This window comes from Mesorhizobium sp. M6A.T.Cr.TU.014.01.1.1 (assembly GCF_004022765.1).
In the GTDB taxonomy this organism is placed as follows: domain Bacteria; phylum Pseudomonadota; class Alphaproteobacteria; order Rhizobiales; family Rhizobiaceae; genus Mesorhizobium; species Mesorhizobium mediterraneum.
In genome coordinates this window covers 161,235-180,572 of the sequence record NZ_RZPG01000013.1, presented here as the reverse complement: position 1 = coordinate 180,572, position 19,338 = coordinate 161,235, and the positions used below count along the sequence as shown (strand labels likewise).

The following is a 19,338-nucleotide window of genomic DNA, read 5'->3' as shown; positions in this document are numbered from 1 at the left end:
CGCATGTAATGCTCTTCCGGATGATAGCTGTCGCCGGTGAGCCGCCGCCGGAGGCCGCGCGTCCAATGGGCAAACAGGGATTTGAATCGCCCGATCACTTTCTGCCCTTTGCGGGTTGGCCGCGATATTTTTCCAATTTCGTCCAAAAACTTAGAACAAAATGATCGATCCGTCTAACAAGTTGCTCTTGTAATTCCAATCGAATTTGTTTCTTAATTTTCTCATGACCCTGGACCAATTGCGGATCTTCGTTGCTGTCGCCGAACGGGGGCATATGACCAAGGCGGCCGAGCTGCTGGGCATTTCCCAGTCGGCGGCGTCGGCCGCCATCCGCTCACTCGAGCAGCAGCACGGCGTCCAGCTGTTCAACCGGGTCGGCCGCAACATCGAGCTTGCGCAGACCGGGCGCAGGTTCCTGCCCGAAGCCAAGGCCGTGCTCGAACGGGCGGCTGCCGCCCACAATGTGCTGGAGCACGTCTCGCAGACAATTACCGGCAGTCTTTCGATCGCCGCCAGCCAGACTATCGCCAGCTACTGGCTGCCGCGCCGGCTGGCCTCTTTCCACGAGGCCTATCCCGCCGTCAGGCTGAGCGTGACCATCGGCAACACCAGACAGGTCGAGACCAATGTCTTGGACGGAACGGCGGATTTTGGCCTGGTAGAGGGGCGCACTGATTCCGACATATTGCGGCGCGCCAAGGTCGATGTGGATCGCCTAGTGCTGGTCGTGGCGCACTCTCATCCCGAGATCGCTGAAGTCTCGCAAGGGCATCCCGATATCAGGGAGCTCCGGTGGATCATCAGGGAAGGCGGATCGGGCACCCGCGAGGTGCTGGAAGATCTTGCCCGCCGCGAAGGGATCTCGTTCGCGGACCTCAGGATATTCCTGGTGCTGCCGAGCAACGAGGCGGTCCGCCAAGCGGTCGAGGCCGGCGCCGGCGCCACCATCATTTCGGAGCTCGTCGTCGCCCGCGCGGGCGCCGAAGGCAGCTTGCGGTCCGTGCCGATCGATCTGCCGAAGCGCGATTTCGCGATGATCACGCATCGTGACCGGCAGGCAAGTCTGGCCCAAATGGCGCTCAAGGCGCATCTGGGCGAGAAGGCCGGCGAGACCGTCCGGGGCTAAGCTGGATCAGCCGAATTTCCGCTGCGCGTCGAGCGCCAGCCCAAGCCCGACCGAGCCGAACATGTCGCCTTCGATGACGGACGCCTGCGGCACCAAGGCTAGTATCTGTTGCTTTGCCAGCGGGATGGCGGTCGATCCGCCGGTCAGGAACACCGCGGTGATGTCGGACGGTTTCACCTGCGCGTCACGGATGGTCTCACCGACCGTCGCGGCAACCCGTTCGATGTCCCTGGCGATCGTGGCCTCAAGACCGTCGCGCGAAATTTCTGCCGTGAATTCCACTCCCGTCAGCGCGACCACGACATCGGCGGACAATTGCTCCGTCAGCTCGATCTTGGCCTTTTCGACCAAAGCGGCCAGCGCATGCCCGTAACGATGCTCGACGATATGGATGAAACGGTCGACTAGGTCGGCGCGTTCAGCCTCGTAGCGGATCTGGCGCAGATGCGTCATCGCCCGGGCGGTGTAGACCAGATTGATGCGCTGCCATGTCGCCAGATCGATGAAGTAGCTGGCCGGCAAGTTGCGCTTGCCGTCCTTGGTCGGCGAGAGATAGCCGAGCTGCGGCATCACATGGGCGATGCTCAGCAGCCGGTCGAAGTCGGTGCCGCCGATGTGGATGCCTCGGCTCGCCAGAATGTCGTCCTTGCGATCGAGGGAGCGGGCGCGCTGCGGCGAGACCCGCACGATCGAGAAGTCGGAAGTGCCGCCGCCCATGTCGACGATCAGCGCCAGTTCTTCCCGCGTGACCTTCTGCTCGTAGTCGAGCGCCGCCGCGATCGGCTCGAACTGAAATGCAATATGCTTGAAGCCCTGGGCGCGCGCCGCGTTTTCGAGTTCGCCTTCGGCCTTGGCATCGGCCTCGGCATCGTCGTCGACGAATTGCACCGGCCGGCCGAGCACCACGCTCTCGACCACGTCGCCGGCATCCTCTTCCAGCCTTTTCCTGAGATGGCCGACGAACAGACCGATGATCTCGGTAAAGGCGATCGACCGTGCCTTGATCCGCGTCTTTTCATGGACAAGCGAACTGCCGAGCACGCTCTTCAGCGAGCGCATCAGGCGACCTTCGATGCTGTCGGTATAGTTGGCGATGGCGCTGCGCCCGAAATAGGTGCGGTTGTCCTCGAAGTTGAAGAACACGGCGCTGGGCAGCGTGACCTGGCCGTCTTCCAGGGCCACAAGCCGCGGCTGCCCGTTTCTGACCACGCCCACGGTGGAATTTGACGTGCCGAAATCGATACCGCCGAATGCTGGTCGCATCGCAAGATCCTGTATTCTTGATTTGGGGAGCGACAGCTCGCGCTTCGGCCGAGCCGGGGAACGCGGTCTAACCCATGAAGCTCGAAAGGGGAACCGTCTTTCGGAAAAGATCAGTCCTTCCGGAAGACGAGCCTTCCGAGCCAGCCGGTCAGCATGGCCAGCGACACGGCGAAGATGCCGTAGAGGAAGGAATAGTCGTGGGCCACGCGGAAGATCGACTGTTCGAAACCGGACTTGCGGATTTCGAGCTGGGCGGAGCTTTCCTTGATGAACAAGCCGCTCTTGAACAGGAACGCACGGGCCTTGTGGGTGCCGACCGGAACATTGGGGGCGAGCCTGACGGTGGCACGGAACAGGTTCTGCGACAGGAACTGCACGCCGCCGACATTCTCGCTGTAGAGGCCGGTCGCCGTTTTGCGCTCGCGCAGCGCCGCGGTGAATTCCTCGATCGTCGCCGGGCTGTCGTCGTCGTCGGCCGGTTGCATATAGAGGTTGGCGGCGCCGAGCGACAGTTGCTTGTAGCTGTTGGGGTCGGTGACGTCCTGCAGCGGTCGCGTCGTCGCCACCGAATAGGACACCGGCACATTCTCGAAGGTTTCGGACTCCAGATTGATCCAGATGCCGAGCACCCGGTCCTTGCGGCGCACGACGACCGGCCGGGCCGGCCCTTCCAGCACGACGATGATGTCGTAGCGACCTTGGCGCGCGACAAGCGGGTCGGCATTTTCCAATGAGCCGAAGATGGTGAGGTCGGCACCGGAAAAGCCGGCGGTGATCGAGACATGATCGGTGGACAGGCCGATCTGGATGTTTTCGGCAGCTGGCGTCTGCGCTTCTCCCGGTGACACGGCGGCGAACAGCGACAGCGAGGCAACGGCCAAGAACGCCCTCAAGCCGGCCATCAGGTCAGACCCACGCCGGACAGGGAATAGAGGTTGGGCGGTGTCACGAACAGATCGATGGCGAGCCGGATGGCGACCGCCAGCACCAGCAGTGCCAGCAGCGCCCTGAGCTGCTCGCCACGCAGCCTTTGGCCAGCCTTGGCGCCATATTGCGCGCCGGCGACGCCGCCCGCCATCAACAGGAAGGCGAGCATGACGTCGACCGTCTGGTTGGTGGTGGCATGGACCAGCGTGGTGTAGGCCGAGGTGAAGATGATCTGGAACAGCGAGGTGCCGATGACGACGTTGGTAGGCACTTTCAAGAGATAGATCAGCGCCGGAACCATGATGAAGCCGCCGCCGACGCCCATGATCGACGACAGGAAGCCGATGCCGGCGCCGAGGCCGAGCACTGGGATAACGCTGACGAAAAGCTTCGAGGCCCTGAACCGCATCTTCAGCGGCAAGCGGTGGATCCAGTTGTGCTGGCCGGATTTCTTCAGCACCGGCGCGGCACCACTGCGGGTGGCGCGCAGCGCATTGACGCTCTCGACCAGCATCAGCCCGCCGACGGTGCCAAGCAGCACGACGTAGAGTAGCGAGATGAACAGGTCGAGCTGGCCGAGCCGGCGCAAGAAGCCAAAGACAAAGATGCCGCCGGTTGAGCCGACGATACCGCCTGCCAAAAGCACTCCGCCAAGCTTGAAGTCGAGCGTGCCGCGCTTCACGTGCGACAATGCGCCGGAGAAGGAGGAGGCGATGACCTGGTTGGCGCCGGTGGCGACCGCGATCGCCGGTGGTATGTTGTAGAAGATCAGAAGCGGCGTGATGAGGAAGCCGCCGCCCACTCCGAACATGCCCGATAGAAAGCCCACCGCCGCGCCCATGGCCAGCAGCACGAAGACGTTGACGGAAATTTCCGCGATCGGGAGATAGATGCCCACCCGTCAGTCTCGATCAGTTTGCCTCTCGGCGAATGCAACCGTTGCGGGCATTTTTGCGCCAAAAAGCTAAATTGTTCTTGCGCCGGCAGGACGGCGAAGTCAAACCCCGCCGTGCAGCCGAAACAAAAAACAACTCAATCAGTTAACAGGCAAATGTGTGGCAAAGGCATCGTGTAAACGACGCATCTGCCGTTATTTGCGCGCAAGCAGCGCCTTGACCAGCTTTTCGTCGACCGTGCCGGTCGCCGTCATGTCGTTGTCGGTCTGGAAAGCCATGATGGCGTTCTTGGTCTTCAGGCCCATCAAGCCATCGGGGTTGCCGGCTTCATAGCCATTCTTGTTGAGAATGCGCTGGATGTTCTGAACGGCCTTCTTCATGTCGACGCTGGCGGTCGTCTGCGGCGTACCGTCCTGCCACGATTCAGGAATGTCGGCCGAATTTGCCGCCGGATCGAGCGGTTTCGCCTTCCACATTTCGGTGGCGGCGCGTGCGCGTTCGAGCTGCTCGGGCCTGAGCGCCTTGGCGATCTCATCGCGCTTTGCCGCCGCATCCTTGTCGCCGGTCTTGGCGACGAGCGCGAACCATTTGTAGGATTCCTCGAGATTCTGTTTCATGCCGACGCCCTTCGCCGCCAGGATGCCGAGATTGAACTGGCTGTCCTTGACGCCGAGATCGGCGGCGGCCTGGAACCAGTGCGCGGCCGATTCATTGTCGGTCACGCCGTCGGCCGCCATGGCAAAGAGCACGGCGAGATTGTGCATGGCGCTGGCGTTGCCCTGCTCCGCCGCGAGCTGGTACCAGGTCTTCGCCTTCTTGACGTCGCGCGCGACGCCGGTGCCCTTCTCATAGAAGTTGCCAATGCGGTATTCCGCCGGTGCGAAGCCGAGCTCGGCGGCCTTCTCATACCATTTGGCGGCCGCTGCCATGTCTTGCTTGACGCCGCTCGATTCGGCGTAGCGCGAGCCGATCTCGAACAACGCCTTGGCATCGCCGCCGGCCGCTGCGTCACGCAATGCAGCCGGACCGGCATCGGCCGGGATGTCGATCTTGGCAGTGGCTGCCGCAATCGAAGCATCTGCGGGCGTAACCGTGCCGGTCATGTCCTGGGTCGCCGGCGTGGCGGCCAGCTCTGTGGCCTTTGGCTCGGTGTCCGCAGCTGCCGGGCCCTCAGGTGCCGACGCTGTCGCGTCCGCCGCCGGATCGGGCGACGCCGTTGAAGCCATGGCAGGAACGGGTTCGGCCTCGGGTGCGGTGCCCATCGGCGTTCCGGCGTCCGACGGCGCGGCGAGGGTGGTCTGTGCCGGCATGTCGTTCTCGGTTACCGATTCGGACGGCTCTGCCTGCCGGACGGCGCGGGCCGGCGCGCTGTCCGGCGCTGCAGTTTGCGCGTCCGTCGTTGGCTCGCTGGCGGCACCGACCGACGCGGCTTCCGCTGGCTGCGCGGCCACGGTCGACGCCGCATCGTTGCTGGCCATTTCGACGGGGTCGGAGAAAAAGGCCTTGCCCAGTTGCAGGCCGGCGAGCGCCAGCATGATTGCAGCGGCCGCCATCAGGATCGGCTTGCGCCGCGCCTTGAGCAGGTCGCCGATCCTGAGCGCCTTCACCGGGCCACGCGTCGTCGACTGCCGCTTGAGAGCCTCGGCCTCGGCAGCGGCGGCTTGCGCCGCGCGTCGGGCTGCTGCGATGAAGTCGGATTTCGATGCATCGGCATTGCCGGCCCTGACCGGCGGTCCGCGTTCGTCGCGCACGCGTTTCATGATGGCGTTGAGGTCGGGTGGCCCGGAGCCGGGCTCCAGCGGCCGATTGGCAACCTTCGGATCCAGTGGCTCGTCGAGATCGGCGCTCGGTATCTCGACATCAGGCGCCGAGCCGGCAAGCGGTGGAACATCCGCCTCCTTCTTGCCCTTGAAGGCGCGCGCCAGTCCGCCGAGCATCGACCTCCGGCCGCCGGTCTGCTCGCTTTTCTCCGTCGTCGTGTCCGAACCAAGCGCCGCCATGGCCGCGGCCGCAGCGGCTTCGGCTGGCGTGCGGGTGCCTGGTTCGCTACGCGAACCTGGCTCATTGCGCATGACGGCAGGTGCTCGGCTGTCGAGGTCGGCCATGTCCCCGGTCAGCGGCAATGGCTGGTCGATGTCCATGGACGGCGCATCCTGAACGGCCATTTTTGACGATCGCGCGCCGCGCCAGCTGTCCGGTTCGACCGGTTTCGTGCTGAGAAGTTCGCTCACCGCGTCGGTCGGCTCGCCGGTCTCCAGTGAGCCCAGTCGGTCGACGATCTTGAGCAGCGTGTCGTGGATGGCCTCGAAGGTCCTCGAATTGCGCTCGTCGGAACGGCGCGTCAGTGCTTCGAGCGTCTTCAGATCCTGGGCGAGGCCAGAAACGGCCGCCGTATTGGCACTGGAGTCGGCAAGCGAACGGACAGCGCTCTCGGCTGCCTCGCGCGCCGCGCTAAGGATGGAATCGCGGGTTCCAGCCAGCGACTTCTCGATTTCGTTGAGACGCGGGCTGATGTCTTCGAATTCCGGCAATGGCGTGCCGGGCTTCGAAAGATGCGCCGACAGGCCCGCGACCTGCGCTTCCAGGCTGCGGATCAGGGCCGGGTCGATGCCAGCGACTTGTGCCGCGGATGAATCCAGCCGGCTTGAAATGTCTTCGAGGCGGCTTTCCAGGCCACGGATCGCCGCTTCGCCTGCGGAATCGGGAACACGCGTCTCCATGCGTTTGGCCAGCGCGCTGAAGCGGGCGTCGATGGCATCCATGATGCCGGCACCATCGATCTGCGGCATGCGCTGGTCCAGCCTGTCGGCGACTTCGTCCAGCCGGCGCTCGAGATCGCGAAACAGCATGTTGCCTTGTTCGATCGCGTCTCCCTGGCGGCGCTCCATCATGCCGGACAGCACGTCGAAACGCTGTTCCAGCCCCTGGAAGATGTAATCGGCGTCCGGCATGGCAGGCGCCCTGTCGATCTTCTCGGCAATGAGCGCGATCTGCTTGTCGAGGCGCTCCATCGCCTGCTCCGGCAGATTGGCCCGGCCGGCAAGATCGTCGACCCGGCTCGACAGCATGTTGAGGCGGTCGATGACCTCGCCACTGGGGTGCACTTGCGTGACTTCCTCGATCTGCTGGGCAAGCGAGGCGATCCGCTTCTCGATGCGCTCGAAGGGCTCGGGGTCGAATGAATTGGCCTGCGCGGCGACGGTTGAGGCAACGATAGCGCGGGAAATCTCATCCAGCCGCTCGTCGATCATATCGAATGTGCCGCTGCCGCGATTGTCCTGCTGCCTGGCGAAATGATCGACGGCGCCGGCAAGCGTGCGGACCTTCTCTTCAAGCGACCGCAGCGACAGCGATTCCGGCAAATTGTTGACGGCATTGCTGATCTGTTCGAGCCGGTCGGTCAGCATTGAAAGACCGGGTGCGTCCGACCGCTTGCGCTGATCGGCATCGACACGATCCTCGAACGCGGTCCAGCGGCGGTCGAAATCGTCCCAGCGGCGGCCGACCGCCTGCACGCTCTCCTCGCGCGCCAGCGTGTCGAGCGCGGCCTTGACCTGCTCCAGCTCGAGCCGGAGCATGTTGACGCTTCTGTCGTCGCTCTTTTCGGCCAGGGTCTGGATGGCGCCGGAAAGCCGTTCGAACTCGACGCCGAGTTCGGCGCTGCCTTTGCCGGAGCCCCCCGGCTGAGCGCTTGCTTGGAAAGCCCGCTCGATGTCCTTGCGCAGCGCTTCGAATTCGCGCTGCAGGCCGGCGGTCATCTGGTGGCGCAGTTCTTCGCGCAGGCCGCGCAATTCGCCGGCGATCTTGCCGACCACGGCGACGCCGTCTTCTTGGCCGCGCACGCGGTCGATGTCGCGGGCGATCGCGTGGTAATTCTGGTCGAAGGCAGCCGGTGCTTGGCTTTTCGGCGGCTGCGCGGGGCGCGGATCATCATAAGGCCGGGCGCTGGCATAGCGCGGCTCCGCGCTCGGCCGGCGAGGATCGGGACGCTCGCTCATGTCCTCGCGCGTCCGCTCCAGCCGCTGCTCCAGCGTTTCCAAAGAACGGTTGAGCTGCTCAAGCGTGGTGTGCGGCCTGCGCTGCCTGCCGGCGTTGAGTGTATCGAGATAGGACCGCTTGCTGTTCATCGATGCGCCCGTTCAGAATTACTGGTCCGTCTAATTGCTGGCCTATGACCAGTTTCCAAGTCTGCCGGAAACGAAGGCGGCCGCGCGGCTCTGCTGCGGTGGAAGACGAGCTTCCCGGGTTTCACCCGCGCTCCGAAAAACCGTGAAAAATTCGCTACAGGATAACCACGGGTAACCGACATGCGCACATTTCGCCCAACGTGGTAAACAACGCGTTAACCAAGCTTAAGAAGTTGCAACGTTGTGTTGGCGGGCCGCCTAAAGCCGGAGTGATGCTCTGGCGGATGCGGCAAAAAGTTCCTCCCGCACAACGCCCTTGCTTCGTGAGGCGGCTATCGGTATAGAATTGACGTAAACGTAAAGGTGCACAGACCGTGCCGTTTGCGATTTGTTTGTTGAAACCACGACTGGAAGCACGCCCCCGCTTCCACTCAGGCGACGCTTGGTCCGGGACCGCGGCGCCACCAGATGGGGAAAGCCAGTGACCATGAAACTTGTTTCGCCCGGCGAAGCCGCGGCCAATACCAATGACATGTCTGACAAAGCCGGTGAGGATCTTGTCCGCATCGGCGAGATGGCCAAGAAATACGGAGTAACGCTGCGCACGCTGCGTTTCTACGAGGACAAGGGCCTTCTCAATCCGCAGCGTGACGGCTCGACCCGTCTCTACACGCGCCGCGACAAGGCGCGGCTGAAGCTGATCCTGCTCGGCCGCAAGGTCGGGTTCTCACTGCGCGACGTCAAGCAGATGATGGACCTCTACGACCCGACCGGCTCCAACACCAAGCAGTTGCGGCTGGCGCTCGACAAGTCGGAGAAGCAGCTTGCCCGTCTGCAGAAGCAGCGGGCGCTGATCGATGATGCCATCAACGAGTTGAGCAACTCGATGGCGGCGGTGCGCCGGATGCTGAGCGAACGTTCGGCGCCGCAGGCCAGCGTCGCCGGGTAATTCGGCCTCACCGGCTTCCGGTGAGCCGCCCTTCTGAGAATGAAAGCCGCGTGGCCTTGGCCGCGCGGCTCTTTCCGTTGTCTTCCGGCTGCGGCGGGAAGAAGACATTTCAATCTGTTCCGCACTGGCTTCAACGGCATAGCGCCCCTAACCTCACCGGAGGGAAAATTTGTCGCATCAAAAAATTGACGTTTACGCAAACGTCAACTTTTGCTATCTCGATCTGAACATTGGTCCGCATCTGTCCCTGACTTCATTTTGGGGCTTGATTTCGGGACCAAGCCCGCATGGTGGAGGAAGAGCATGCCGATCTACAGGGCTCCGGTCCAGGACACGCTGTTTGTGCTGAACGAGGTACTGGGCTACCAACGCTATTCCAATCTTCCCGGATTTTCCGACGCGACGCCGGACGTGATCGAGGCCATCCTTGCCGAAGGCGCCAAGCTCGCCGAAAACGTCATGCAGCCGCTGAACCGCGTCGGCGACGTGGAAGGTTGCGTGCGCCATGACGATGGCTCGGTGACGACGCCGAAAGGCTTCAAGGAGGCCTTCGACCAGTATCGCGAAGGCGGCTGGATGGGGTTGGCGGCACCCGTCGAATTTGGCGGCCAGGGCCTGCCTTACGCGGTGCATACCGCTGTTTCCGAATACATGGTTTCGGCCAACATGTCGCTGATGATGTATCCCGGCCTGACGCAGGGCGCGATCGCGGCCATCATCACCCATGGCACCGACGAGCAGAAGGCGACATGGCTGCCGAAGCTGGTCGAGGGCACCTGGACCGGCACCATGAACCTGACCGAGCCGCATTGCGGCACCGATCTCGGCCTGCTGCGCACCAAGGCGGTTCCCAACAGCGACGGCACCTACAGGATTTCAGGCCAGAAGATATTCATCTCGGCCGGCGAGCACGACATGTCGGACAACATCGTCCACCTCGTGCTGGCCCGCATCGAGGGTGCGCCGGAAGGCGTGAAAGGCATTTCGCTGTTCATCGTGCCGAAGCTCAAGCTCGATGCATCAGGCAATCCGGGTGAGAAGAACACCGTCTCCTGCGGCTCAATCGAGGAGAAGATGGGCATTCATGGCAATTCGACCTGCGTCATGAACTATGACGAGGCGCAAGGCATGCTGCTCGGCGAGGCCAATGGCGGGCTGAAGGCTATGTTCACGATGATGAACGAGGCCCGGCTCGGCGTCGGCCTGCAAGGGCTTTCTCTGTCGGAGGTCGCCTACCAGAACGCTGTGTCCTATGCCAAGGATCGCCTGCAGGGCCGCTCGCTGTCCGGGCCGAAGGCGCCGGACAAGAAGGCCGACCCGATCATCGTCCATCCTGACATCCGCCGCAGCCTGATGACCATGAAAGCCTTCAACGAAGCCGGTCGCGCGCTGGCGCTGTGGACGGCGATCAAGTCGGACATCGCCCACCGCTCCGACGACGACAAGGACCGCCAGGCTGCCGACGACTATACCGGCCTGATGACGCCGGTGGTCAAGGGCGTGCTCACCGACAAGGGCTTCGACCACGCGGTGATGGCGCAGCAAGTGTTCGGCGGCCATGGCTATATCGAAGAGCACGGCATGAGCCAGTTCGTGCGCGATGCCCGCATCGCCATGATTTACGAGGGCGCCAACGGCATCCAGGCGCTCGATCTCGTCGGCCGCAAGCTGGCCTTGAATGGCGGCCGCGCGGTACAGGCCTTCTTCAAAGAGGTCGGCGAGTTCTGCGAGGAGAACCGCGCTGACGAGAAGATGGCGCCTTTCACCAAGGCGCTGAAGAAGGGCCACAACGATCTGCAGGCGGCGACGATGTGGCTGATGCAGAACGGCATGGCCAGGCCCGACGACGCCGGTGCCGCCTCGACCGACTACATGCATCTCTTCGGCCTCGTGGCGCTGGGCTACATGTGGGCGCAGATGGCGAAGGCCGCCGGCGCGAAGCTGGCGAACGGCGCCAACGGTGCTTTGTCTTTCTACGAGAGCAAGCTGGTGACGGCGCGCTTCTTCATGGAGCGGATCATGCCGGCGACGTCGGCGCACCTCGCTCGCATCTCCAGCGGCGCCGAGACATTGATGGCACTGCCGGCGGAAGCGTTCTAAGCTCGACAGCGTCGGCACAGCCGACCTTCAACCTGTCGATACGCGGAGGAAATCGTGGCGACAAATCCTGCCGAAATCCTCGGCCTCCCCAAACCCGCCTGGGCGGCGGATGAGGTCGGCATGCTCTACGACATGGCGCACCGTTTCATGTCGGAAGAGATCGCGCCGCGCTATGACGAGTTCGAGAAGAACGAGATGGTCGACCGCGAGTGCTGGCTGAAGGCAGGCGCGGCCGGTCTGCTCTGTGCCTCGATGCCGGAGGAATATGGCGGTTCAGGCGGGACATTCGCGCATGAGAGCGCCATCATCGAGGCGATCGGCCATGTCGGCGTCGACGGTTTCGGCATCGGCCTGCACAATTCGATCGTCGCCCCTTACATCCTCCACTACGGCTCGGAGGAGCAGAAGAAGAAGTGGCTGCCGAAACTGGCGACCGGCGAGTTGATCGGCGCCATCGCCATGACCGAGCCCGGCGCTGGCTCCGACCTGCAAGGCGTCAAGACGCGTGCCGAGAAGGATGGCAACCACTACAAGGTCAACGGCTCGAAGACCTTCATCACCAATGGCCAGCTCGCCAACTTTATCATCGTCGTCACCAAGACCGATCCGGAGAAGGGCGCTAAGGGCACTTCGCTGATCGTTGTCGAGACCGACGAGGTGGAAGGGTTCGAGCGCGGCCGCAACCTCGACAAGATCGGTTTGAAGGCCAACGACACGTCGGAACTGTTCTTCAACGATATGCGCGTGCCGACCTCCAATCTGCTCGGCCACGAGGAAGGCCAAGGCTTCGTCCAACTGATGCAGCAATTGCCGCAGGAGCGGCTGCAGATCGGCACCGGCGCCATCGCCATGGTCGAGCGGGCGCTGGCGCTGACAATCGACTACGTCAAGGAGCGCAAGGCCTTCGGCAAGGCGATCATCGATTTCCAGAACACCCAGTTCAAGCTGGCCGAACTGAAGACCGAGGCGACCATCGGCCGCGTCTTCTACAATGACTGCGTCGCTCGCCACATCAATGGCGGCCTCGACCCGGTGACGGCCTCAATGGCCAAATACTGGCTGTCCGACTTGCAAGGAAAAGTCGTCGACGAATGCCTTCAATTGCATGGCGGCTATGGCTACATGAACGAATACCCGATCGCCCGCATGTTCCGCGACGCCCGCGTTCAGCGCATCTACGGCGGCACCAACGAGATCATGAAATTGCTGATCGGGCGCTCTCTCTGAGCGACTTTTCAGCAAACCCAAGGAGCAGGAAAATGGCCGAAGCTTATGTCTATGACACCGTGCGCACGCCGCGCGGCAGGGGCAAGAAGGATGGCTCGCTGCACGAAGTGCCGGCGGTGCGGCTCGGCGCCAAGGTGCTCGAGGCGATCCGTGACCGCAATGGACTGGACACCGGCACCGTCGACGACATCATCTTCGGCTGCGTCGATCCGGTCGGCGAGGCGGGTTCTGTCATTCCGCGTGCCGCAGCCTTCGAAGCCGGCTATGCGACCACGGCGCCCGGCATGCAGATCTCGCGCTTCTGCGCCTCGGGCCTGGACGCCATCAACTTCGGCGCCGCCAAGATCGCACAAGGCGCCGATGAGATCGTCATCGCCGGCGGCGTCGAATCGATGTCGCGCGTCGGCATGGGCGCATCCGGCGGCGCCTGGTTCATGGACCCTTCGGTTGGCCTGCCGGGCTGGTTCGTTCCGCAAGGCATCTCGGCCGATCTGATCGCCACCAAATACGGCTTTTCGCGTGATGACGTCGACGCCTATGCGGTCGAGAGCCAGAAGCGTGCCGCCAAAGCCTGGGGCGAAGGCCGCTTCAAGAATTCGGTGATCTCGATCAAAGACCAGAACGGGCTGACCATCCTCGACCATGACGAGCATATGCGGCCTTCGACCGACATGCAGTCGCTGGCGGCACTCAACCCGTCCTTCGTCATGCCCGGCGAAATGGGCGGCTTCGATGCCGTCGCGGTGCAGAAGCATCCCGAGGTGGAAGAGGTCAACCACGTCCACCACGCCGGCAATTCGTCCGGCATCGTCGACGGCGCGGCGGCCGTTCTGCTCGGCTCGAAGAAGGCCGGAAAGACGCTCGGCCTGAAGCCGCGCGCACGCATTCGTGCATTCGCCAATATCGGCTCGGAACCGGTGCTGATGCTGACCGGTCCGGTCGACGTGACCGAAAAACTGCTGAAGCGCGCCAAAATGAAGCTGTCGGACATCGATCTGTTCGAGCTTAACGAGGCTTTCGCCTCAGTGGTGCTGCGCTACATGCAGGCGTTCGACATTTCGCACGACAGGATCAACGTCAATGGCGGCGCCATCGCCATGGGCCATCCGCTCGGCGCCACAGGCGCGATGATCTTCGGCACCGTACTGGACGAACTGGAGCGCCGGAACCTGAACACCGCGCTGGTGACGCTTTGCATCGGCGCAGGCATGGGCACCGCAACGATCATCGAACGCGTCTGACGGGAGAGACCGATGAGCTACACCAATTTCACCCTCGACATCGACGCAGACGGCATCGCGCTGATCACCTGGGATATGCCCGACCGCTCAATGAACGTCTTCACCGAAGAGGCGATGCTGGAACTGAACGCCATCGTCGACAAGGTGGCGAGCGATGCGGCGATAAAGGGGGCGGTCATCACCTCCGGCAAAGACACGTTTTCCGGCGGCGCCGATATCACCATGCTGCAGAAGATGCTGACGACCTTCGCCGCCGAAAAGGGCAAGGACGTCGAAAAGGCGACCAAGGCGCTGTTCGACAATGCCGGCTACATGACCGGCCTGTTCCGCAAGCTGGAGACTTCGGGCAAGCCGTGGGTTTCGGCGATCAACGGCACCTGCATGGGCGGCGCATTCGAATTGTCTCTCGCTTGCCATGGCCGTGTCGCGGCCGATTCCGACAAGGTGAGGATGGCGCTCCCCGAAGTGAAGATCGGCATCTTCCCGGGTGCCGGCGGCACCCAGCGCGTGCCGCGGCTGACCGACCAGCAGCAGGCGCTGCAGATGCTCACTTCCGGCCAGACGCTGTCGCCCCAGAAGGCCAAGTCGATGGGCCTGATCCACGAGATCGCCGAGCCGCAAAAGCTGGTTGAGACCGCCAAGGCCATGATCAAAAATGGCTTGAAGCCGGTGGCGCCGTGGGACGAGAAGGGCTTCAAGCTGCCTGGCGGCCCGATCTATTCGGTGGCTGGAGCCAATCTGTGGCCGCCGGCAATCGCCATCCTGCGTCGCGAGACCTATGGCAATTATCCTGCCGCCGCGGCCATTCTGAAATGTGTCTATGAAGGCCTGCTGGTGCCGTTCGACACCGCCTTGCGCATCGAGCAGCGCTATTTCACCGAGATCATGCAGACTAAGGAAGCTGCGGCGATGATCCGCTCGCTGTTCGTCTCGCTGCAGGAGCTGAACAAGGGTGCCCGCCGCCCGGCCGATGTGCCGGAAACCAAATTCAAGAAGATCGGCGTGCTCGGCGCTGGTTTCATGGGCGCCGGCATCGCCTATGTCACCGCCAAGGCCGGCATTCCGGTGGTGCTGCTCGACCGCGACATGGAAGCGGCCGCCAAGGGCAAGGCGCATTCAGACAGCCTGATCTCGGATCAGGTCAGGAAGGGCCGCGCCAAGCCAGAGGACAAGGACAGACTGCTGTCGCTGATCACGCCGACGGCGGATTATGCCGACCTCGCCGGCTGCGATCTGATCGTGGAAGCGGTGTTCGAGGATTCGGGCGTCAAGAAGGACGCCACCGAAAAGGCGGAGGCCGTGCTGAAGCCGTCGGCGGTCTTCGCGTCGAATACGTCCACCATCCCGATCACCTCGCTGGCGAAGAATTCGGCGCGGCCGAAGAATTTCATCGGCATCCATTTCTTCTCGCCGGTCGACAAGATGATGCTGGTCGAGATCATTTTGGGCAAGAGGACGGGCGACAAGGCACTGGCCACCGCGATCGACTTCGTCCGCGCCATCAAGAAGACGCCGATCGTCGTCAATGACACGCGCGGCTTCTACGTCAACCGCTGCGTGCTGCGCTATATGTCGGAAGCCTACAAGATGCTGATCGAAGGCGTCCCGGCGCCGATGATCGAGAATGCGGCGAAGGCCGCCGGCATGCCGGTCGGCCCTTTGGCGCTCACGGACGAAACGGCGATCGATCTCGCGCAGAAGATCATGAAGCAGACCATGCGCGATCTCGGCGAAAAGGCGGTCGATCCGAAGCAGATGGCGCTGATCAACACGCTGGTCGATACGCATGGCCGCTTCGGCCGCAAGAACGGCAAGGGTTTTTACGACTATCCGCAAAAGCCAGCCAAGAAGAAGCTGTGGCCTGGTCTCAGGGATCTCTACCCGCAGCTTGCGCCGGAAAAGGTCGACTATGAGGAGCTGAAGCAGCGGCTGCTGGTCACCATCGCGCTGGAAGCGGCACGGGTGATGGAGGAGGGCATCGTCACCGATCCGCGCGAAGCAGATGTCGGCTCGATCCTCGCCTTCGGCTTCGCGCCTTTCACCGGCGGCGTGCTGTCCTACATCGACGGCATCGGTGCCAAGAAATTCGTCAAGATCGCCAAGGGTCTGCAGAAGAAATACGGAGCCGAGTTCAAAGCGCCCAAGCTCCTGCTCGACATGGCGGAGAAGGGCGAGACCTTCTACCAGCGCTTCGATCCCTACGCGAAAGGCGAGGTGAAGAAGGCAGCCTGACGCCGCCTTCGGTGGTGGACAAAATCACGGCCACCGGTTAGAACGAGGAAGGTATTTTTTCCTGTTCTGAAGGAGAGCAAAACGTGCTCTCGCATGATCGCGTATGGGCCGCCATCGACGCTCTCGCCGAGCGCTATTCGCTTTCGGCCTCGGGGCTGGCGAAGCGCGCGGGCCTCGATTCGACCGCCTTCAACAAGTCGAAGCGGCTGTCCTCAGACGGGCGGCCGCGCTGGCCGTCGACCGAATCGCTGGCCAAGATCATCGAGGCGACGGGCGCCTCGCTCGACGAATTTACGGGACTGGTCGAAGGGCGGGACAAGCTCGGTCCCGGATCCCTGCCCGCGCAGAGGTCTTCCGTGCCGCTGCTCGGCTTCGCCCAGGCCGGCGCCGGCGGCTTCTTCGACGATGCCGGCTTTCCGGCGGGGCAGGGCTGGGACTTGATCGAGCTTCCGGCACAGGCGACCGAAACCTCCTATGCGCTGCAGGTTCAGGGCGATTCCATGCTGCCGCTCTACCGCAATGGCGACGTGCTGATCGTCGAGCCGGGCGCTGCCACCCGCAAGGGCGACCGGGTCGTCGTCAAGACCAATGCCGGCGAGGTGATGGCCAAGGTGCTGGACCGTCAGACGGCGAAGTCGATCATGCTGGTCTCGCTCAATCCCGATCACCCGGACCGCGACATCCCCATGCGCGATGTCGAATGGGTGGCGCGGATTGTCTGGGCAAGCCAGTAGGGGCCGCCGGTGCGTCCGCTTCATGCAGCCGCCGCGGTGTTGACGATTTTGGTGATGGGGGCCGCGATCGTCGCCGGCGGCCGCGCCGTGCTGCATGACGAAAGCGTCCGTGTCGCAGCTCGGGCGCAGGCCGGCATGGCGGCGCAATCCGAAGCGCCTGCTACATCAGCGATTCCGCGACCCAAGGTGGCAAGGCCGGAGGCGCATTCCAGGGCCATCGATCCCGAGGTCATCGCGCCGCCGCAGCTTCAGTCCGAAGAGCTTGAACGGGTCGAGCCGCGCGCGCCGTTGAGCGAGCTGGCGCTGGCCGGACCGCCCAAGCCGCCCAAAACGAAAATGCCCGACGACTGGAACGGGACAAAACTGTTCCAGCCGGTTGCGCCAGCCGCAGGGGTGATCGAGGCCAAGGGCTACTCGGTCGCGATTTCCGGTATCGACATCGTCAGGCAGGACGAAACTTGCACCGACGGCGGCAAGCCCTGGACGTGCGGCACCCGGGCGCGAACGGCGTTCCGTGCTTTCCTGCGCGGCCGGGCGGTGGTCTGCACGGTGCCGCCCGAGGGCGGCCGCGACCTGGTCGCCGCCGAATGCCGCGTCGGCAACCAGGATGTCGGCCAGTGGTTGATCGAAAACGGCTGGGCACGCGCCACCAAGAACGGCCCTTACGCCGAGGCCGGCGACAAGGCGCGTACGGCGAGAAAGGGCATTTTCGGGCCGGCGCCCAGTCTCTCCGGCCTGCCTCCGGCACCAGCCCCTGTCGCTGCCGCATCGCAACCGACACAGCCGATTCTCGATCCGTCGGCGACGGCTACGCCGCCAACCGAGACGACGGCTACGCCACCAACTGACCAGCCAACGCCTTCTGAATGAGCGCGCGGGTCTCTGCGATGCCATAGAGCGCGGCGAACGAACCGAAGCGCGGGCCGCGCTCCTGTCCGATCAGCACCTGGTAGATCATCTGGAAGAAGGCGACGGAGACGCCCGGCCCGCCTTCCGGACTCTGCTTCGAATGGTCCTGATAGCGCTCGACCCGGCGCGCGACGTTGAGGGCGGCATTCTGGATCACCTCGCCATCGGCGTCTGGCGGCAACGCGGCGAGCGCTTCGGAGAGTTTCGTCAGCGCCTCGCGCTCGACCCCGTCGGCGGCCCGGTACACCTTGGCCGGCTTCACGAAATCGTCGAAATAGCGGATCGCATATTCAGCCAGCCGGTCGAGCTCGGGATGGGTCGTCGGCGTCACACCCGATGTGTGGCGCGAAATGAACCCCCACAGCACGTCCCTGTTCTGGGCGTTCGAGGCGCTGACCAGATTCAGCAGCAACGCGAACGACACCGGCAGGTCGACGACAGGCGGGTTACCGTCATGCATATGCCAGACGGGATTTCCCAGCCGCTCCTTCCACTCCTGCCGGCGATAGGCGGACAGAAAGGCGTAATACTCATCCACCGCCTTCGGAATGACGTCGAAATAGAGCTTCTTGGCCTGCCGCGGCCGCTGGTACATGTACAGCCCGAGGCTTTCGGTCGGTGCATAGGTCAGCCATTCGTCTATGGTCAGTCCGTTGCCCTTCGACTTTGAAATTTTCTGGCCGTTCTCGTCCAGGAACAGTTCATAGACGAAATGCTCCGGCGCCCGCCCACCTAGGATGTTGCAGATACGGTCGTAGATCACCGCATTCGTCTGGTGGTCCTTGCCGAACATTTCGAAATCGACGCCGAGCGCCGCCCAACGCATGCCGAAATCGGGCTTCCATTGCAGCTTCACCTTGCCGCCAGTTATGGGAAGTGTTGTCTCGGTGCCGTCATCGTCGAAGGTGATGGTGCCGGCCTTGGCGTCGACATGCTTCATGGGAACGTAAAGCACGCGGCCGCTCTTGGGGGAAATCGGCAAGAACGGACTGTAGGTCGCCTGGCGCTCTTCGCCGAGCGTCGGCAGCATCACGTCCATAATTTTGTCAAAACGTTCGGCAGCGCGCAGCAGAACTTCGTCGAAACGGCCAGCCTTGTAGTATTCCGTCGCGCTGGCGAACTCGTAGTCGAAGCCGAACGTGTCCAGGAAGCGGCAAAGCATTGCGTTGTTGTGGTCTGCGAAGCTCGCATAGTCGCCGCCGAAAGGATTGGGGACGGACGACAGCGGCTTGTGCAGGTGCGGCTCGAGTGCGGCGCGATCCGGGACGTTGTCCGGAATCTTGCGCATACCGTCCATGTCGTCGGAAAAGCACAAGATCTTGGTCTTGACCGTGTCTCCGGTAAGCACACGGAAAGCGTGGCGCACCATCGAGGTGCGTGCGACCTCGCCGAAAGTGCCGATGTGGGGCAGCCCCGACGGACCGTAGCCGGTCTCAAACAGGACGGTCTCGGGAAAGTCAGTGCCTTTGTAGCGCTCGACGATCTTCCTGGCTTCCTCGAACGGCCAGGCCTTGCTTTCACCCGCCGCCGCAAGCACCTCGGGATTGAGATCGATGATGTTTGATCCCGCCATGTCACTGTTTTCCAAATCATTCGCCGGCATCGCC

13 protein-coding genes are annotated in these 19,338 nt (G+C 63.2%); 8 read left to right on the top strand and 5 right to left on the bottom strand.

What is annotated here, in order from left to right; translation table 11 throughout:
- The first annotated feature begins 223 nt into the window (after positions 1-223).
- Positions 224-1,126: a LysR substrate-binding domain-containing protein gene (locus EN885_RS16925; protein ID WP_128335196.1), complete on the top strand. Its 903-nt coding sequence runs from the start codon at positions 224-226 to the stop codon at positions 1,124-1,126.
- A gap of 6 nt (positions 1,127-1,132) precedes the next feature.
- Here EN885_RS16925 and EN885_RS16920 read toward each other — a convergent pair whose 3' ends face one another.
- The 4 genes from EN885_RS16920 to EN885_RS16905 form a co-directional block, all read right to left on the bottom strand.
- Positions 1,133-2,389 (bottom strand): Hsp70 family protein, encoded by a 1,257-nt coding sequence (locus tag EN885_RS16920; protein WP_128242862.1) that lies wholly within the window; start codon positions 2,387-2,389, stop codon positions 1,133-1,135.
- Positions 2,390-2,499: 110 nt separating this feature from the next.
- Entirely contained in the window at positions 2,500-3,291 is a 792-nt protein-coding gene (locus EN885_RS16915) for a TIGR02186 family protein (protein WP_095487957.1), read from the bottom strand.
- Complete coding sequence (locus tag EN885_RS16910) at positions 3,291-4,214, bottom strand: sulfite exporter TauE/SafE family protein (RefSeq protein WP_095487959.1); 924 nt, start codon at positions 4,212-4,214, stop codon at positions 3,291-3,293. Before EN885_RS16910 ends, EN885_RS16915 begins: the two co-directional genes overlap by 1 nt.
- 192 nt (positions 4,215-4,406) lie before the next feature.
- Complete coding sequence (locus tag EN885_RS16905) at positions 4,407-8,339, bottom strand: peptidoglycan-binding protein (RefSeq protein WP_128242861.1); 3,933 nt, start codon at positions 8,337-8,339, stop codon at positions 4,407-4,409.
- A gap of 487 nt (positions 8,340-8,826) precedes the next feature.
- Here EN885_RS16905 and EN885_RS16900 point away from each other — a divergent pair, with 487 nt between their 5' ends.
- The 7 genes from EN885_RS16900 to EN885_RS16870 all read left to right on the top strand — a co-directional run bounded on the left by EN885_RS16900 (position 8,827) and on the right by EN885_RS16870 (position 17,692).
- A complete protein-coding gene (locus tag EN885_RS16900; protein ID WP_126103715.1) occupies positions 8,827-9,288 on the top strand; it encodes a MerR family DNA-binding transcriptional regulator in 462 nt (153 codons plus the stop codon).
- A 303-nt stretch (positions 9,289-9,591) separates the two neighbouring features.
- On the top strand, positions 9,592-11,388 hold the full coding sequence (locus EN885_RS16895) for an acyl-CoA dehydrogenase (RefSeq protein WP_128242860.1): 1,797 nt from the start codon (positions 9,592-9,594) through the stop codon (positions 11,386-11,388).
- Positions 11,389-11,442: 54 nt separating this feature from the next.
- Entirely contained in the window at positions 11,443-12,615 is a 1,173-nt protein-coding gene (locus tag EN885_RS16890; protein WP_128242859.1) for an acyl-CoA dehydrogenase family protein, read from the top strand.
- A gap of 32 nt (positions 12,616-12,647) precedes the next feature.
- Entirely contained in the window at positions 12,648-13,856 is a 1,209-nt protein-coding gene (locus EN885_RS16885; RefSeq protein WP_128242858.1) for an acetyl-CoA C-acetyltransferase, read from the top strand.
- 12 nt (positions 13,857-13,868) lie between these two features.
- Positions 13,869-16,088 carry a 3-hydroxyacyl-CoA dehydrogenase NAD-binding domain-containing protein gene (locus tag EN885_RS16880; protein WP_128242857.1) on the top strand — a complete coding sequence of 740 codons (2,220 nt, stop codon included), beginning with the start codon at positions 13,869-13,871 and terminating at the stop codon, positions 16,086-16,088.
- Positions 16,089-16,171: 83 nt separating this feature from the next.
- Entirely contained in the window at positions 16,172-16,822 is a 651-nt protein-coding gene (locus EN885_RS16875; protein ID WP_126103710.1) for a helix-turn-helix transcriptional regulator, read from the top strand.
- 9 nt (positions 16,823-16,831) lie between these two features.
- The gene (locus tag EN885_RS16870) at positions 16,832-17,692 is read left to right on the top strand and encodes a thermonuclease family protein (RefSeq protein WP_128242856.1); all 861 of its coding nucleotides are present in this window, start codon (positions 16,832-16,834) and stop codon (positions 17,690-17,692) included.
- On the opposite strand, the gene EN885_RS16865 is transcribed toward EN885_RS16870, so the two are convergent.
- Positions 17,655-19,304, bottom strand: a complete 1,650-nt coding sequence (locus tag EN885_RS16865) for a lysine--tRNA ligase (protein WP_128242855.1) — start codon at positions 19,302-19,304, stop codon at positions 17,655-17,657. The genes EN885_RS16870 and EN885_RS16865 overlap by 38 nt on opposite strands.
- Positions 19,305-19,338 lie beyond the last annotated feature (34 nt).

What these genes read in the sequence shown, in the direction of transcription:
- EN885_RS16915 (WP_095487957.1), bottom strand. Translation starts at nt 3,291, where the DNA reads ATGGCCGGCTTGAGGGCGTTCTTGGCCGTTGCCTCGCTGTCGCTGTTC.
- EN885_RS16925 (WP_128335196.1), top strand. Translation starts at nt 224, where the DNA reads ATGACCCTGGACCAATTGCGGATCTTCGTTGCTGTCGCCGAACGGGGG.
- EN885_RS16920 (WP_128242862.1), bottom strand. Translation starts at nt 2,389, where the DNA reads ATGCGACCAGCATTCGGCGGTATCGATTTCGGCACGTCAAATTCCACC.
- EN885_RS16865 (WP_128242855.1), bottom strand. Translation starts at nt 19,304, where the DNA reads ATGGCGGGATCAAACATCATCGATCTCAATCCCGAGGTGCTTGCGGCG.
- EN885_RS16880 (WP_128242857.1), top strand. Translation starts at nt 13,869, where the DNA reads ATGAGCTACACCAATTTCACCCTCGACATCGACGCAGACGGCATCGCG.
- EN885_RS16885 (WP_128242858.1), top strand. Translation starts at nt 12,648, where the DNA reads ATGGCCGAAGCTTATGTCTATGACACCGTGCGCACGCCGCGCGGCAGG.
- EN885_RS16900 (WP_126103715.1), top strand. Translation starts at nt 8,827, where the DNA reads ATGAAACTTGTTTCGCCCGGCGAAGCCGCGGCCAATACCAATGACATG.
- EN885_RS16905 (WP_128242861.1), bottom strand. Translation starts at nt 8,339, where the DNA reads ATGAACAGCAAGCGGTCCTATCTCGATACACTCAACGCCGGCAGGCAG.
- EN885_RS16895 (WP_128242860.1), top strand. Translation starts at nt 9,592, where the DNA reads ATGCCGATCTACAGGGCTCCGGTCCAGGACACGCTGTTTGTGCTGAAC.